This window comes from Krasilnikovia cinnamomea (genome assembly GCF_004217545.1).
In the GTDB taxonomy this organism is placed as follows: domain Bacteria; phylum Actinomycetota; class Actinomycetes; order Mycobacteriales; family Micromonosporaceae; genus Actinoplanes; species Actinoplanes cinnamomeus.
Map to the genome: position 1 here is coordinate 446,632 of NZ_SHKY01000001.1, position 15,200 is coordinate 461,831.

The window sequence follows — 15,200 nt, forward strand, 5'->3', positions numbered from 1 at the left end:
TCCCTTGTCCGCGTCCGTCACAAGCTACCGCCCGCGCCGCGGCACACGGCGACGGAGATCGGTAACGGTACGCCATCCGGCGGCCGGGAGCTCAGCAGCTGACGCCGCCCCACTTCACGCATTCGACGATGTACTCGGCCTTGGTCTGCAGCGACACGGCGTCGCCGTCGTCGTTGAGGATCGAGCCGGTCTTCTTCCAGTACCGGGTCAGCCCCGAGTTGGTACCCGATCCGGTGTACATCGTCAGGGTCTCACCGGGCTGCAGCACCGTGTGGTTGAGGAACGGGTACCGGTACGGCTTGTTGACCAGCACGTGCCCGAACAGGTCCACCGCCGCGGCACTGGTGTTGGTGATCTTGACGTGCTCGACGGTCTGCTCGCGCACCGTCAGCGACACCTTGCCGGTCAGCGGGCTGGTGCAGCCCGTCAGGCACGGGTACTGCATCCAGGCGCGGACGTCGCCCTGGCGGTCGAACAGGTACGCCCCGTCGCCGATCACGTGCGCGGCGGCACCCACGTTCTCGAAGACCGGCGCGGTCAGACCCCAGTACTTGTGCGTCGCGGTGTTGCGGCCACGGCCGACGTGCAGGAACACCGCCCCATGGGCGGGCACCACGGTGTTGGCCGGGAACGTGTAGCGCCGCAGCCCCGAGTCGCGTACCCACCAGCCGTCGATGCGGATGCTGGCGCCCGAGTCGTTGCCGATGCGGACCCACTCGCCGTTGAGGTTCTTGCTGTCCTCGCCGTCGGCGTCCGAGTTGACCCACACGCTGAGCGCGGTGCTCTGGTACGGGCCGCGTCCGCAGCTGTCGGTGTCGAACAGGTTCAGCCGGTCCCGCGCCGCCAGCGCCTCGAGCCGGCGGTACGTCTTGTCCGCCGCCCACTCGCCCGCGAACGGCTGCCACAGCGTGAGGCCGCGGCGCACCAGGTCGGCGCCGATGTCCCGCCACTGGCCATTGATCTTGACGGAGATGGACCGCAGCGGCCGTCCCTTGCTCTTGCTGGAGGCGCGCAGGGCGGTCATCCGTACGATGCCGCCGCCCGCCTTGACCAGCTGCTCGGCCCGGGCCGTGGCGGCCAGGGCGTGGCACTCGCCGCGCCGCTTCTTGGGGTTCGGCGAGTAGACCTTCTGCTCCATGGCCTGCATGCCGATGATCCGCACGGACTTGGGGGTCCTGGTGCCGTCGCCGTAGATGTCGACCAGCATCGTGTCGCCGTCGGCGACCCAGGCCACCTTGCCGGTCCAGACCTGGCAGCGCGCGCTGCCCGAGATCGGCAGGCAGTACCCGGTCGACGCGGACGCCGGCGCGGCGGCGAGGGGGACACTGATGAGCGCGGTGGCGAGCACAGCGGTGAGACGGCGCAGCACGGTGGGGACCTCCCGTGGGCTCGGGCGTTCGACGCGGACGCGATGTCACATGCCATCGACCGGGACGGGCGGGTCCTTAGCGTTGTCCACGCTGCGGACGCGCCCGGGAGGCGATCACCGCCGTCAGGCGGGCAGATCCAGCACGTACGAGTCGCCGGAGCGGCGGAAGCCCAGCCGGTCGTAGTACGGCGCCAGCATGCCGGGCGGGGTCACCACGGTCCGGCAGCCGCGTTCGAGGAAGTACTGGCTTTGCCGGTAGACGAACTCCCCGGGCGTGAAGTCCCGGTACGGCGGGGTCACATAGTCCAGCTCGACCCGCGCCACCCCGTCGCCGCTGGTCCGGAACAGCACCGCCCCGACCACCTCGTCGCGGTTGACGACGAGGAACGCCGCGCGGTCGGGGCTGGGCTTGGCCGGGCGGAAGCCGGGGTTGAACCGGGCGATGTCGTCGCGGTGGCGCTCCAGCACGTACTCGAGCATCTCGTCGTCCGAGCCCACCTGCACCACCCGGTACGCCCGCTCGTCGTGCCGGGTCGCCAGCATCCGCCACAGGTAGAAGATGTTGATCACGGCGAGCACGAGGTTGAGGCCGACCATGGGCCACACGCCCAGCGCCGCGTTGAAGCCGAGCAGCACCACACAGCCGAGCAGGTTGAGGGCGCGCAGGCGCAGGAGCCGGCTCTGCAGCAGCGACCAGACGAGCAGCGCCGAGCCGGCCCAGCCGATCGCGTCGAGCCAGGTCACCCGACCAGCCTAGGCGGGTTGATCGCCACCCGCCGCGGAAGGCTCCGCCTCGTAACCGCGCTGCGGCATCGCCTCGGGTTCCAGACCGCGCAGCACCGCCTCGGGCTCCCCGCCGTGCGGCGGCCCCGCCAGCACCATCTCGGGCTCGATGTTGCGCCGCGGGCCCGGCACCACCGGCTCAGCCGCCGGCACCGGCTCGGCGGTCGCCACGGGCTCGGCGGCGTGCCGTGGCTCCTCCGCCTCCGGGAGTTCCAGTTCGCCGATCACCTCGGGCTGATCGAGCCACAACGCGCGCAGCTGGCCCTGCATGAAGGCGGCGAGGCGGGCCCGGTAGTCGCGGTCGAAACGCTCCAGCGCCTCGATCTGCTCCTGCAGGTCCTCCCGCTTCGCGCTGAGGCTGCCCACCACGTCGTCGTAGCGGCGCTGGGCCTGCAACCGCAGCTCCTCGGCGTTGGCGCGGGCATCCGCGGCGATCGACTCGGCCCGCGCCTGCGCGTCCGCGACGATCTGCTCGGCGTTGCGCTGCGCCTCCTCGACCCGGGTCCGGGCCTCGACCGCGCCGTGTTCCGCGGTGGCGCGGGCCTCGGCCAGCACATGGTCGGCCTCACGCCGCACGGCGTGCGCGTGGTGCTCGGCCTCGCGGGCGATCTGCTCGGCGGAGGCCAGCGCGTCCGTACGGATCTTGTCCGCCTGGCGGTGTGCCGTGGCGACGTGCTCCTCGGCGGTCCGCTGGGCGAGCGTGAGCACCTGCAACGCCTGGTTGGGGTGCCCGGCGGTGGGCGCCATCAGGACGTGCTCAGAGGTCACCCCGTCGGGCGACGTCCCGAGGATCACCTTCATCCGGTTGTCAGTCACGCGGACCTCCATGCGTATGTGGGTCGCCCGCGGCTGCGCGCGCCGGACGCGGGGTCGGATCCGGACACGCCGCGGAAACCCGAGGCGGGCCCGGGCCGGGGCACCGGCCATGATCCGCGCGGGAGCCTACCAAGCCGAACAGGCAGGTCGCGATAGCCGAACGGGCTGCTCCGAGGTGGTCTGACCGGCCCCGACACGTTCGCGTGCCGCCATGCCGAGGCGTCGGGCGCGATGCCTACGCCGCGGTGCCGGCGATGACGAAGCGCCCCCGGCCGAGACCCTTCGCGCGGTACATCGCGGCGTCCGCCGCCCGCAACAGCGCCGAGGGCCGCCAGGCGGCGTCGGCCTGGCCGGTGCCCGCGCCCGCGATGCCGATGCTCGTCCCGACCGAGTGCAGCGCGCCGTCGTGCGCCACCGGCGCGGCCACGTCACGCAGGATGCGCTCGGCGATCGGTACGGCCGCCGCCTCATCGAGGCCGGGCAGCACCACGACGAACTCGTCACCACCCAGCCGGGCGACCGTGTCACCGTCGCGGACGGCGGCGCTCAGCCGCTGCGACACCGCGCGCAGGATGGCGTCCCCGGCCTCGTGCCCGGCCGCGTCGTTGATCGCCTTGAAGCCGTCGAGGTCGAGGTAGAGGACCGTGGTCATCGGCGGTGCGCCGTCCAGCGCCTGGCTGAGGGCGGCCCGGTTGGCCAGCCCGGTGAGCGGATCGTGCAACGCCTGGAAGCTCAACTGCCGCTCGGCACGCTCCAGGGAGCGCAGTGCGCTGGCGAACCGGATGAACACGAACACCAGCGTGATGACGGTGGCCGTGAACAGGGCGATCCGCTCGGCCGGAACGTAGCCCTGGCGGGTGAAGGTGATGGTGGGCGCGGTGAGCAGGCCGACACCGAGGAACCAGATGCGCGCCGGGTGCAGGGTTCGGGTGCCCTGTGCGGGCTGGGTCAGCTCGGCGCTGCCCGGATGCAGCGCGGACGCGATCAGCAACCCGTTGCTGAGCAGGATGATCCCGGTCGGGACCATGATCGCCACGGCGTCGTCCGGGATGTACGTGGTGCCGAGGTCGGCGGCGATGCGCACCACGGCCGAGGCCAGCAGCAGCCGCGTCGCGGTACCCCGTACTCCGGGCGAGAGCACGAGCAGCAGCACTCCGCCGGTGACGACGACGTCACCGAGCGGGCCCAGGATCACCAGATAGGCGTACATCGGCTCGGCCACGAGATCCGCCAGGTACGGCGAGATGAACGCGACCCAGATCGCGATGCCGATCGCGGTGGTCAGGGTCAGCATGTCCAGCACCGCGGGGCGCAACCACCGCCCGGCCCGGCTGCGGGCCATGATGATCAGAGCCGCGCCGTACGCCACGTACCCGAGGGTCCAGAGCACCGCCTCCGCCGCCGCCGGTTCCGCCCGCCCGAGCAGCCGGGCAATCGGGTACGCGGCGTTGCCGGCCAGCCAGCACAGTTGCCCGGTCACGATCCACAGCCAGGGCCGACGGTCCGCGCGCCGACGCGGGCGCAGCGCGCACACCAGCCCGGTCACGCAGATGCCCGCGTGCGCGAGCAGGTAGACGGCGTCGCCCACGGATCCGCCGGCGGTCGCGCCGGCGGTCACCGCGGCGACCACGGTCGCGGCGATGAACAGGTGCACCGGCTGAACCCTCACGGCCGGTGTGATCGGCGACGGAACAACGGAGTTTCGCCTTGTGCCGATTTCGTGGCGCACTCCGGTGCCGCCCCGGCCCCCTCTACCGTGGTGCGCATGATGACGGATCTCGCACAGCGCATCGCCGCCCGGCTCCACGAGACGCTCGACCAGCGCGTCGGCGCCGAGATCAGCGTCCAGCACGCCGAGCGCGGCCTCGCGGCGGGCGGGCCGGACTTCCCGATCATCGCGCTGACCGTGGAGGAGGTGGCCCGCATCGCGGCCCGCGTCGCCCGCGAGACCCCGGCCGCGCCGGACGCCACGCCCGGGGCCGGGCCGGGTCCGGACGCGCGCGCATGACCGGAGATCCGGCCCTGGTCGACCGGGGCGGACGGCACTACCCGCTCGCCGAGCCGCGCTGGCGCGGAGACGACGGCTCACCACTGGCCGTCACCGCCCTCGGCGGCCTGACCCGCGACGACCTCGACACCACCGTACGGTCGCAGTGGCGCTACGCCGCCGCGCTGCCGGTGTCCATCCGGCACCCCGTGACCCTCGGCGAGGGGATGACCCCGCTGCTCCCGCTCCCGGTCGACGGGCTGGAGCTGATGGTCAAGCCGGAGTGGTACAACCCGACCGCGAGCTTCAAGGACCGCGGCACCACCGTGATGATCTCGCTGCTGGCCCAGCAGGGGGTCGGTGCGGTGCTGGAGGACAGCAGCGGCAACGGCGGCTCGTCGGTCGCCGCGTACGCGGCCGCCGCGGGCATCCGGGCCACGATCCTCGCCCCGGAGGCGACCTCGCCCGCCAAGATCCAGCAGAGCCGGTTCCACGGCGCGGCGGTCGAGCTGGTGCCCGGCCCCCGGCAGGCGACCGCGGACGAGGCGGTGCGCCGCTCGGCGACGACGTTCTACGCCAGCCACAACTGGCACCCGTTCTTTCTGCAGGGCACGAAGTTGCTGGCGTACGAGATCTGGGAGGACCTGGGGTTCGCGGCGCCCGACGCGGTCGTGCTGCCCGCCGGTGCGGGCAGCCTGGTGCTGGGCTGCCACCTGGGCTTCGGCGAGCTGCTGGCCGCCGGCGCGATCCGCACCCGGCCCCGGCTGCTGGTCGCACAGCCGCGCAACTGCTCCCCGCTGGTGGCGGCGTTCGCGGCCGGTGCCGCGGAGGTCTGCCCCGGGCAGTGGAGCGCGACCGTGGCCGAGGGCACCGCGATCGCCCGGCCGGTGCGGGACCGGGAGGTGCTGCACGCCGTCCGGGCCTGCGGCGGCGACATGGCGGCGGTCGCCGAGACGGACATCGGCCCGGCCACCGCCGAACTGGCCCACCGCGGCCTGTACGCGGAGCCGACCAGCGCGATCGTGCTCCCGGCGATCCGCGAGTTCGTGCGCCGTGGCGCGCTGCGCCCCGGCGAGCGGGTCGTGGCGGTGCTGACCGGCTCGGCCTTGAAGGCCACCGACGCCGTCGCCCGGCTGCTGGCCCCGCCGGATCGCACCGCACCGTACGGGTGACCCGTCCGGCGCCGGCGTGTCGGCGGGCGCGCTGACTCACTGTCCCTTGTAGGGTCACGCACGGTCGAGCTGAACGCGGTTCGACACCACTCCGGACCCTCCCCGGCTCCCGGTCCGGACGTTCCCCACATCACCCGAGCCGGCAGCCCGCACCCCACCGCGCCTTCGTGGCCGGTCGGGCGATGCCTGGCGCCCCCCGAAAGGACCGCATTGTCAACTGTTCGAGCAGTACCGCGTTGGGCCGTGGCGGCCGGCGCGGCCGTGGCCACCGTCCTGGCCCCGGCCACCCCGGCCCTGGCCGCGGACGGCGTGACGCCGGCGACCTACACGGCGTCGCTGAAGCCCGGCGAGCACACCACGGTCACCAAGACCGTGACCACGCCGCAGATCCTGCCCAAGCCGGACGTCTACTTCCTGGCTGACACGACCGGCAGCATGGACCCGGCGCTGACCGACGTACAGTTCAACGCCGGTGCCATCCTGGGCCTGGTCAACGGCGGCGCCGCCGACGCACGCTTCGGCGCCGGCCAGTACCGCGACTTCCCCTCGTCGAGTTTCGGGTACAAGAACGACGTCGCGATCCCGGCCGCCGACGACAACGGGGCCGCCGCGAACGGGGCCATCAACGCCTGGTCCGCCGCCGAGGGCGGAGACGCCCCGGAAGCGAACCTGTACGCGCTGCACAAGCTGGTGACCCAGGCCGGATTCCGGGCCGACTCCAGCAAGATCGTGGTCTGGTTCGGCGACGCGCCCGGACACGACCCGGTGTGTTCGGCGATCTCCGGTGAGCCCGCTGGCGATCCGGACGTCACCGAGGCGTCGGTCACCGCGGAGCTGCAGGCCGCCGGGATCAGGGTGATCGCGGTGTCCAGCACCACCGGTACCCCGGACGGTCTCGACGGAGACCCGGGCCTGTCCACGGAGTACGGGGTGTGCGGCGCCCCGGGCGGCACCCCCGGCCAGGCTTCCCGGATCGCCAGCGCCACCGGCGGCCTGGTCTTCACGGACGTCAACCCCGGCGACGTGTCGACGGCCATCCTCTCCGGTCTGTCCAACCTGCCGGCGACGGTCAAGCCGGTCGCGACCTGCGACGCCGGCCTGACCGCCACCTTCGACGCCGTGGAGAAGACGGTGCCCAGCGGAAACTCGGTGACGTTCACCGAGACGCTGACCGTCGACTCCGGCGTGACCAGCGACGCCGACCTGAAGTGCGAAGTGGACTTCCAGGTCAACGGCGTTTCGGCCGGTCCGGCCTTCGTCGAGAAGAACACCATCAAGCCGATCATCAACAAGGCGCCGGTGTGCACCGCGGTGAAGGCCGACAAGGGCGCGCTGTGGCCGCCGAACCACAAGTTCGTCACCGTCTCGCTGGGCGGCGCCACCGATCCGGACGGCGACTCCACCGCGCTCACGATCACCGGGGTGACCCAGGACGAGGCGCTGAACGGCACCGGTGACGGCGACACCGGACCCGACGCCGCGTGGGTCAACGCCGCCGTCAAGGACAAGGTCCAGCTGCGTGCCGAGCGCGCCGGTACCGGCGACGGCCGGGTGTACCGGATCGCCTACTCCGTCAGCGACGGCAAGGGCGGCACCTGCACCGGAACGGCGACCGTCGGCGTACCGCACGACCAGGGTCACGGCCCGGCCGTGGACACCGCCTCGGTCGTGGTCAACTCCTTCGGCTGATCCCGGCCGATCGATGCCGGGCACCGGTGATCTCACCGGTGCCCGGCGCGACCGTTGGCCACCCCTGATAACGATCCTGCCGCGGTGACCGCCGCGCGGACCCGAGACGACACCGCGGCCTTCCTCGCCGAGGCCGCGCGCGACGCCGGGGCACAGCCCCGGACCCGGTTCGCGCTGGCCGTGCTCGACCGCGCCGGGCAGGCGCTGATCGGCTCGGTCGAACTGTCCGTCACCAGCGCGGCGCATCGGCGGGCCAGCACCGGATACGCGCTGGCCCGGCCCGCGTGGGGGCAGGGCCTGGCCACCGAGGCCGCGGCGGCGATGCTGCGCCTGGGCTTCGACCGACTCGACCTGCACAAGATCTCCGCCACCTGCGATCCGGGCAACCTCGCGTCCGGCCGCGTCCTGGAGAAGATCGGGATGCGGCGCGAAGGACACCTCCACGACCATCTGTACGTCCGGGGCCGCTGGCGCGACCGCCTGTTGTTCGCGGCGATCGCCGGGCGGTGACGCGCGCGCGGCCGCACCGTGGCGACGGGCGGGGACGGTCAGGAGCGCTGGCGGCGGCGCCAGAAGATCACGGCGAGCACGGCGGCACCGGCCAGCAGGATTCCCGCCGCGATGAGAGACACCGTCAGCGGGCTGGTCGCCCGGGGCAGGTCCCGGGGGTCGACCTTGGACGCCCGGACCGGCTCCTCCGGTTCCGCCGGCGCCGCCGCGCTCGACGGTGCGGCGGAAACGGGGGGCGCTTCGGGCAGCGGGGCGACGTCGGCGGTCAACGCCTGGACGACGTTCAGCCGCCCGTACCCGTAGGTGTCGTCGCGTCCCGGTGCGCCCGCGTCGTCGGCGGTCGCGGTGAGCCGGTGGACCACCTCGGCCGCGCTCATCCTCGGGTACTTGGCGCGGATCAGCGCGGCCGCGCCGCTGACCACGGCGGTGGACTCACTGGTGCCGTCGACCCGCCGGTACCCGGACTCGCTGATGCCGGTGGTGACGAGGCGGTCCCCGGGAGCGACCAGGTCGACCTGGGGGCCGGTGACCGAGAACTCGGCGATCTTCCGGTTGGCGCTGTACGCACCGACCGTGAGCACCTCCGGATACATGCCGGGGTAGTCGCCTCCGCCCTGGCCCCGGTTGCCGGACGCAGCGACCACCACGATGTCGTGGGCCAGGGCGGTGCGGATCGCCTCGTGCTTCGCCTCGTCGTCGGGACCACCGAAGGACATGTTGATGACGCCGGCGCGGTGCGCAATCGCGAAGTCAACCGCCCCCTTCAGGTCCACGTTCCCCCAAGAGCCGATTTGCGTGCTGATCGGAAGGAGCTTCGCGGCGGGTGCGATGCCGAGCACGCCCGCGCCGGAACCGTGCCCGCGACCGGCGATGAGGCCCGCCATCTCGGTGCCGTGTCCATCGCTGTCATCCCGGCCGGTGGGGTCCCCCGCGTACTTGCCTCGCCGCGTGTTGTGCCCGGGCAGCACGGCCCCGGCAAGGTCACGGTGTTTCGCGTCGACGCCGGTGTCGATCAACGCGACAACGACACCCTCGCCCCGGGTGATCCGGTGCGCCTCGGCGATCTTCAGGTCCGACAGGTGCCACTGCGCGTCCCGGACACGATCGGCGGCGGCCGGCGCCGGGGACACCCCGATCAGGACCAGCGCGGTGACCGCGCCGGCCGCGATACGCCTGATCACCGCGGGAAGCCGAGAACACCGGGCCCGGGATCGTGCCTCGCCTGGGTGGCGTCCGGGACGATCACCGCCTGCACCCCGTCGGCCGTCGCCCACTGCTGATCGGCCTCGCCCTCCGGCATTCCGGCCCCGTCCTCGCTACGCCGGCCAGGGCGCTGTCCCGGCACACCGAACGGCGACTGGCCCCGCCCGCCTGCCCCGTGTCCGTCGGCGCCGATCACCGCACCCGAGGGCATCCCGCGGCGCATCGGCACGGCCTGCCGGCTCGCGGCGGCACCGGGCCCGCCGGAGACACCCAGGCCACCCGGGACGCCCAGGCCACCACCCGCCGCCCCGCCGATCGCACCGGCGCCCGGAGCACCGAACGCCCCGAGGCCACCGGCGCCCAGCATGCCGAGGGCTCCGGCGCCACCCGCGCCCGCGATCAGGCCGGCGGCTGCGTTTCCGGCACCACCGCCGATGACCGCGCCCGGCAGGGTGCCGCCGGCCGCCGATCCGCCCGGGAATCCGCCCAGGCCCTGGCCCGGCAGCGGTCCGGCCGGGGTGATGGTGGATCCGGCGAGACCGGGGCCGACACCGGGGGACGGGTCGTGTCCCGGCATCGTGCCGGGCGCGGTGACCGCACTGTGCGGCGGCTCGCCGACGAGGACCGGATCGTGCGGCACGGCGACCGGCAACGGCCGCGCGTGTATCGCCGCCTGGCCGGAACCGCCGCCCGGGTTACCCGGGTCACCCGGATCGACGGGGAAGTCGCCTCCGTCCTCGCCCTTGCGGATTTCCATCCTGAACAGCTGAGGTGCCCGGATCTGCGGGTTGTGATCCCGGATCGCGGCCTCCGCCTCGCGCATCACCTGCTGCGCCTGCTCGTCGTACTCGTCCTCGGCGTGGTCGATGAAGCGGGGCGTCAGGTCGTCGCTGACCTCGGCCCGGCCCTGCGACAGGGTCCGGATCGTGGTCTGCGCCGTACTGATCGCGTCCAGCACGCCGCGCAGCCCGGCCCGGGTGTCTTCCGCACAGGTCAGGGTCTCGGCCATGGACGCGCCGAGTTCGTCGATGAGTTTCTGGAACGCCAGCGCCGACGCGTTCTTCTCCGGCGGCCACACCGCGGCCAGGTCCTCGGCGGCCTTGGCCAGCCGGCGGTGCTGTTCGCGCACGGAGGAGGCCAGACCCTCCCAGGCCAGCACCCGGTCGGCGCCGGTGCAGGCGTTCTCGCCCTTCAGCATGTCCTCGATGGCCGGCAGGTTGTAGTTGTCCCAGTTCGTCGCGCTCACAGCAGCGGCCCCCTAGTCGTCGGGTCGATCGCGACGTTCGCCATGCGGACCGCTCCGGCGATCACATCCTGGATCTTGCGCTGGGCCGCCGCGGAACTCATGTCGGACGACGCGAACATCCGAGCGATCTCGTCCGCCGCCTCGGCCAGCACGCCCGCCGCCAGGCGGTAGGCGCGCAGGTTCGCCTCGGTGTTCTCCAGGGCCTGCGCGTACCGGGTCTTGGCCTCGGTCACCACGCTGCTGGGGGTGATCCGGGCACCGAACTCCACGCCGTGACGGTGCAGTGCCGTACCCCGCTGCGCCGCCTCGGCGAAGCCGCCGTTCGCCTGGCCGCGCATCCCGTGCGCGACATCGCCGACACCGTCCGTGTCGATCTGCACTCCATCCGGCACGCTGCCTCCCCGTTTGCCGTAGCGCCGCTGTTGATCATATCGGCGGAGTGCCGACGGCGTGGGCCCCGTCGGGTTGACGTATCGACGGACATCTTTGTAACTTCAGTTAGGATTATTAACTGTACGGAGGTGTCCCGGTGTTGACCCCACGACGCCCCACTCCCCTACGGCGCGCCCTGCTCGGGCTCGCGGCCGCCCTGCTGACCAGCGGCGCCGCGGTCGGTGTCGCCGCACCGGCCCACGCCGCGGCCGGACTGACCGCCACGTTCTCCTCGGCCGACAACGGCTCCTGGTATCTGGACAAGTACGTCATCGCCAACCCCACCTCCGCGTCGATCACCGGGTGGACCCTCGAGTTCGACCTGCCACCCGGCGTCACGATGGGCAGCGCCTACAACGGCACGGCCACCACCAGTGGCGGCCACGTCACGGTCGGCAACGCCCACTACAACGGCACCGTCCCGGCGGGCGGCACCACGGAGCCGTACAGCTTCTGGTTCGTCGCCACCGGCTCCCCGGCCGCGCCCCTGAACTGCCGGATCAACGGCAACCGGTGCGACGGTGGCCCCGACCGCGCGCCGGGGGCCCCGACCGGGCTGGCCGTGACGGGCCGGACCACCACGACCGTCGCGCTGTCGTGGACGGCGGCCACGGCCGGGGACTTCCCGGTCGCCTCGTACGACGTGTATCGCGGCGGCGCCCTGGCCGCCAGCGTCACCGGCACCGCCGCGACGGTGACCGGGCTGGCGCCCAAGACCGCGTACTCCTTCACCGTGCGGGCGAAGGACGCCCGCGGCAACGCGTCCGCCGACAGCGCGGCCGTCTCGGCCACCACCCGTGACCCGGCCGAGGACACCACCGCTCCCCCGGCGCCGGGTAGCCTGCGTACGACGGGACGGACCGCCACCAGCGTGAGCCTCGCCTGGAACGCGGTCACCGACGCCAGCGGCATGGCCGGGTACGACGTCTACCGGGGCGCGACGCTGGCCACCACGGTGGGACCCGCCGTCACGGCCGCCACGGTCGGCGGGCTGAGCCCGCTGACCGCGTACACGTTCACCGTGCGGGCGCGCGACACCTACGACAACGCCTCGCCGCCCAGCGCCGCGGTGACCGTGACGACCGACGACGCGGTCGGCACCGGCAACTACGCCAAGGTCGGCTACTTCGTGCAGTGGGGCATCTACGGCCGGCAGTTCTTCGTCCGCAACCTCGACACCTCGGGCGCGGCGGCGAAGCTGACCCACCTCAACTACGCGTTCACCAACCTCGACCCGGTGAACCTCACCTGCATGAACGGGGTCACCAGAGGCACCACCGGGAACCCGCAGGACCCCGACCAGGGCACCGGCGCGGGTGACGCGGACGCCGACTACGCCCGGCCGATGAGCGCGGCGCAGTCCGTCGACGGGGTGGCCGACACCGGGTGGGAGCCGCTGCGCGGCAACTTCAACCAGCTCCGCAAGCTCAAGGCGAAGCACCCGCGGCTGAAGGTGCTCATGTCGATCGGCGGCTGGACGTACTCGAAGTTCTTCTCCGACGCGGCCGCGACCCCCGCCGCCCGGGAGAAGTTCGTGCGCTCCTGCGTGGACATGTACCTGCGCGGGAACCTGCCCGCCTACAACGGGGCGGGCGGCGCGGGCAGCGCCGCCGGCATCTTCGACGGCATCGACCTGGACTGGGAGTGGCCGGGCGCCGAGGGGCACCCGGGCAACCACTGGGGTGCGCAGGACAAGGCGAACAACACCGCGCTGCTGGCCGAGTTCCGCAGGCAGCTCGACGCGCTGGGTGCCACCACGGGCCGGCGTTACCTGCTCACCGCGTTCACCCCGGCGGACCCCGCGAAGATCGCCGCCGGCTGGGACATCGGCGCCTCCGGTGTCTTCCGGTACCTGGATTTCGCGAACGTCCAGGGGTACGACTTCCACGGCGCGGGCAGCGACAACTCGTGGGAACCGAACCGCACGGGCCATCAGGGCAACCTCTACCGCGACGCGCAGGACCCGTACCCGTTCGAGTTCAGTGTCGAACGGGCGATCCAGACCTACCTCGACGCGGGCGTGAACCCCCGGCAGCTCACCGTCGGCGTCGCGTTCTACGGCCGCGGCTGGCAGGGCGTCACCGCCGGCACGGCACCGGGCGGCGGTTCGGCGTACGGCGAGTGGCAGTCGGCGACCGGCGCCGCACCGGGACAGTTCCCGGAGGAGGCCGGCACCCGCGGGTACGCCAACCTGCTGGCCGCCGTGCCCGGTTGCGTGGTGCACCACGACGCGCAGTCGGTGTCCACCTACTGCTACACGGGCCCAGGTGGACAGTGGTGGACGTACGACGACGCGTGGTCGCTGGCCCGCAAGACGGCGTGGACCAGGGAACGCGGGCTGCTCGGCGCGATGATCTGGGAGATGTCGGGCGACACCGCGAGCGGTGAGCTGATGACCGCGCTGGACGGCGGGCTCTGACGCGATGGTGGCCGGGCCGCCGCACCGCCTTCCAGGCAGGTACGGCGACCCGGGAACCTACTCGTTGAGGAGCGTCAACATCTGTTGGATCTGACCGGTACGGGACTCCACGACGCGGCGGGCGAACTCCTTGGTCTCGGCGTTCGCCCCGTCCGCGGCCTCCTTCGTCGCCATCTCCACCGCGTTGTGCTGGTGGCCGATGAAGAGGTTGAGGAGCCGACCGTCGAATTCGGACTTGCTGGCCTTCTTCAGCGCCGCGATCTGCTCCGGTCCGGTCGCGGGCAGGCCACCGTGGTTGGCATGCGCCGCCGGGTCGGTGTCCACGGCGACCGGTTTGGACCAGCCGCGCAGCCATGACGTCATCATGCTGACCTCGTCGGTCTGGGTCGCCGCCACGGCCGCGGCCAGCGTCCGGACCTCCTCCCGCTGCGCCCGGGCACCGGCGAGCTGCGCCAGTTCCACGCCCTGCTTCCCATGGGCGACCATCATCTGCAGGAACATCACGTCGGTGTCGTTGTGTGGGCCGTCGGCGCGCACCGTGGTCGCCGACCCGGTCGTCGCCGGATCGGCCGCCACGGCCTCGCTGGTCGGCGACCCGGCGGGCTGCCGGTCGGCCGACCCGGTGCCGCAGGCGGTCAGGGTCCACGGCACGACGACGGCCAGCAGCAGGGCGGCCCGGCGCGACCCCTTCCGTTGCCTCACAGCGGCAACCAGAGCGCCAGGGTGAACTGCGACGGCTCCCAGCCCTGCAGGGCGGTGTGTCCCTGCCGGCACTGGTAGCGCTTGCCGGCGAACGTCACCGCGTCTCCGGTGCGGTAGCTCGTCCCCGCGGCCCAGGTGCCCGCCGCCCCGCCACCGGGCTTGCTCGGGCTGCCGGTCTGGGTCGGGGTGCCGGGCTGGGTCGGGGTGCCGGGCTGGGGCGGCGTGGTCGGCGCGGTGGTGGGCGGTGTCGTCGGCTGGGTGGTCGGCGCGGGCGCGGATCCGCCGCCACCGATGTTGAGGTCGACGCAGTTGTAGAACGCCATCGGGGTGTCACCGATGTTCCACACCGCCAGCACGGTCTGCCGCCCGGAGAACGCGCTCAGGTCGACCTGGTGCGTCACGACCGCCTCCGGCTGCCGGTTGCCGTCGTCGAAGACCGCGACCCGCTTGTCCCCGATGAAGTACTCCCAGGTGCTGGTGCGGTGGCGCGCGGTGAGGGCCCAGCTGAACGAGACGGTCTTCCCGACCGCCTTGGCGGGCCAGTTACGGCTGTCGTCGTTGAGCACCGCGAACTGGGCGAGCCCGCCGTTGCAGTTGCGCTGGCCCTTCGGGCCCTCGACACTCTGCGGCTCGAACTGGATCGGGCCGCAGTCGGGTACGGCCTTCGCCGCGCACAGGGCCTGCCGGCTCGGCGGCGACGACACGTATCCGTGCGCCGAGGCGGGCGAGCCGGTGACGGCGAGCGTCGCGCCGGCGGCCGCGATCGCGGCGAGCGGATAGGTGATCAGTCTGCGCATGGCCATCGTCTACTCAACCCGTTTCTGTCGATCAGATCGCCGGTCTTTCCGACGGATCTCGAGTAACGGTCGCGA

Annotated in this window: 14 protein-coding genes; 5 read left to right on the forward strand and 9 right to left on the reverse strand. The window is 72.8% G+C overall.

Going from position 1 to position 15,200, the window contains the following annotated elements; genetic code table 11:
- Positions 1 to 91: 91 nt before the first annotated feature.
- From EV385_RS01865 to EV385_RS01880, 4 genes are all read right to left on the reverse strand, one after another.
- Positions 92 to 1,369 carry a lamin tail domain-containing protein gene (locus EV385_RS01865; RefSeq protein WP_130507869.1) on the reverse strand — a complete coding sequence of 426 codons (1,278 nt, stop codon included), beginning with the start codon at positions 1,367 to 1,369 and terminating at the stop codon, positions 92 to 94.
- Positions 1,370 to 1,492: 123 nt separating this feature from the next.
- Entirely contained in the window at positions 1,493 to 2,113 is a 621-nt protein-coding gene (locus EV385_RS01870; RefSeq protein ID WP_130507870.1) for a hypothetical protein, read from the reverse strand.
- 9 nt (positions 2,114 to 2,122) lie between these two features.
- On the reverse strand, positions 2,123 to 2,968 hold the full coding sequence (locus EV385_RS01875; protein WP_207229731.1) for a V-type ATP synthase subunit E family protein: 846 nt from the start codon (positions 2,966 to 2,968) through the stop codon (positions 2,123 to 2,125).
- Between the two features lie 235 nt (positions 2,969 to 3,203).
- Entirely contained in the window at positions 3,204 to 4,622 is a 1,419-nt protein-coding gene (locus EV385_RS01880) for a GGDEF domain-containing protein (RefSeq protein ID WP_165449362.1), read from the reverse strand.
- 111 nt (positions 4,623 to 4,733) lie between these two features.
- Between EV385_RS01880 and EV385_RS01885 the strand changes: the two genes are divergently transcribed.
- The 4 genes from EV385_RS01885 to EV385_RS01900 all read left to right on the forward strand — a co-directional run bounded on the left by EV385_RS01885 (position 4,734) and on the right by EV385_RS01900 (position 8,326).
- Complete coding sequence (locus EV385_RS01885; RefSeq protein WP_130507872.1) at positions 4,734 to 4,976, forward strand: hypothetical protein; 243 nt, start codon at positions 4,734 to 4,736, stop codon at positions 4,974 to 4,976.
- Positions 4,973 to 6,127, forward strand: coding sequence for a threonine synthase (locus EV385_RS01890; RefSeq protein ID WP_130507873.1), 1,155 nt, complete (start codon positions 4,973 to 4,975; stop codon positions 6,125 to 6,127). The genes EV385_RS01885 and EV385_RS01890 overlap by 4 nt, the downstream gene beginning before the upstream one ends.
- A gap of 243 nt (positions 6,128 to 6,370) precedes the next feature.
- On the forward strand, positions 6,371 to 7,816 hold the full coding sequence (locus EV385_RS01895) for a vWA domain-containing protein (protein WP_130507874.1): 1,446 nt from the start codon (positions 6,371 to 6,373) through the stop codon (positions 7,814 to 7,816).
- A gap of 84 nt (positions 7,817 to 7,900) precedes the next feature.
- Positions 7,901 to 8,326, forward strand: a complete 426-nt coding sequence (locus EV385_RS01900) for a GNAT family N-acetyltransferase (RefSeq protein ID WP_242624648.1) — start codon at positions 7,901 to 7,903, stop codon at positions 8,324 to 8,326.
- Between the two features lie 38 nt (positions 8,327 to 8,364).
- Here EV385_RS01900 and EV385_RS01905 read toward each other — a convergent pair whose 3' ends face one another.
- The 3 genes from EV385_RS01905 to EV385_RS01915 are packed head-to-tail and all read right to left on the reverse strand — an operon-like array spanning position 8,365 to position 11,167.
- Positions 8,365 to 9,507 carry a S8 family serine peptidase gene (locus tag EV385_RS01905; RefSeq protein WP_165449363.1) on the reverse strand — a complete coding sequence of 381 codons (1,143 nt, stop codon included), beginning with the start codon at positions 9,505 to 9,507 and terminating at the stop codon, positions 8,365 to 8,367.
- Entirely contained in the window at positions 9,504 to 10,775 is a 1,272-nt protein-coding gene (locus tag EV385_RS01910; RefSeq protein WP_130507877.1) for a hypothetical protein, read from the reverse strand. Before EV385_RS01910 ends, EV385_RS01905 begins: the two co-directional genes overlap by 4 nt.
- On the reverse strand, positions 10,772 to 11,167 hold the full coding sequence (locus EV385_RS01915) for a hypothetical protein (protein WP_130507878.1): 396 nt from the start codon (positions 11,165 to 11,167) through the stop codon (positions 10,772 to 10,774). The genes EV385_RS01910 and EV385_RS01915 overlap by 4 nt, the downstream gene beginning before the upstream one ends.
- Before the next feature lie 137 nt (positions 11,168 to 11,304).
- On the opposite strand from EV385_RS01915, the gene EV385_RS01920 reads away from it, so the two are divergent.
- The gene (locus EV385_RS01920; protein WP_130507879.1) at positions 11,305 to 13,626 is read left to right on the forward strand and encodes a glycosyl hydrolase family 18 protein; all 2,322 of its coding nucleotides are present in this window, start codon (positions 11,305 to 11,307) and stop codon (positions 13,624 to 13,626) included.
- 57 nt (positions 13,627 to 13,683) lie between these two features.
- Here the strand turns inward: EV385_RS01920 and EV385_RS01925 are convergent, their stop codons facing one another.
- Together EV385_RS01925 and EV385_RS01930 are read right to left on the reverse strand one after the other, a co-directional pair.
- A complete protein-coding gene (locus EV385_RS01925; RefSeq protein WP_130513010.1) occupies positions 13,684 to 14,265 on the reverse strand; it encodes a DUF305 domain-containing protein in 582 nt (193 codons plus the stop codon).
- Positions 14,266 to 14,324: 59 nt separating this feature from the next.
- Complete coding sequence (locus EV385_RS01930; RefSeq protein ID WP_130507880.1) at positions 14,325 to 15,131, reverse strand: lytic polysaccharide monooxygenase; 807 nt, start codon at positions 15,129 to 15,131, stop codon at positions 14,325 to 14,327.
- Positions 15,132 to 15,200 lie beyond the last annotated feature (69 nt).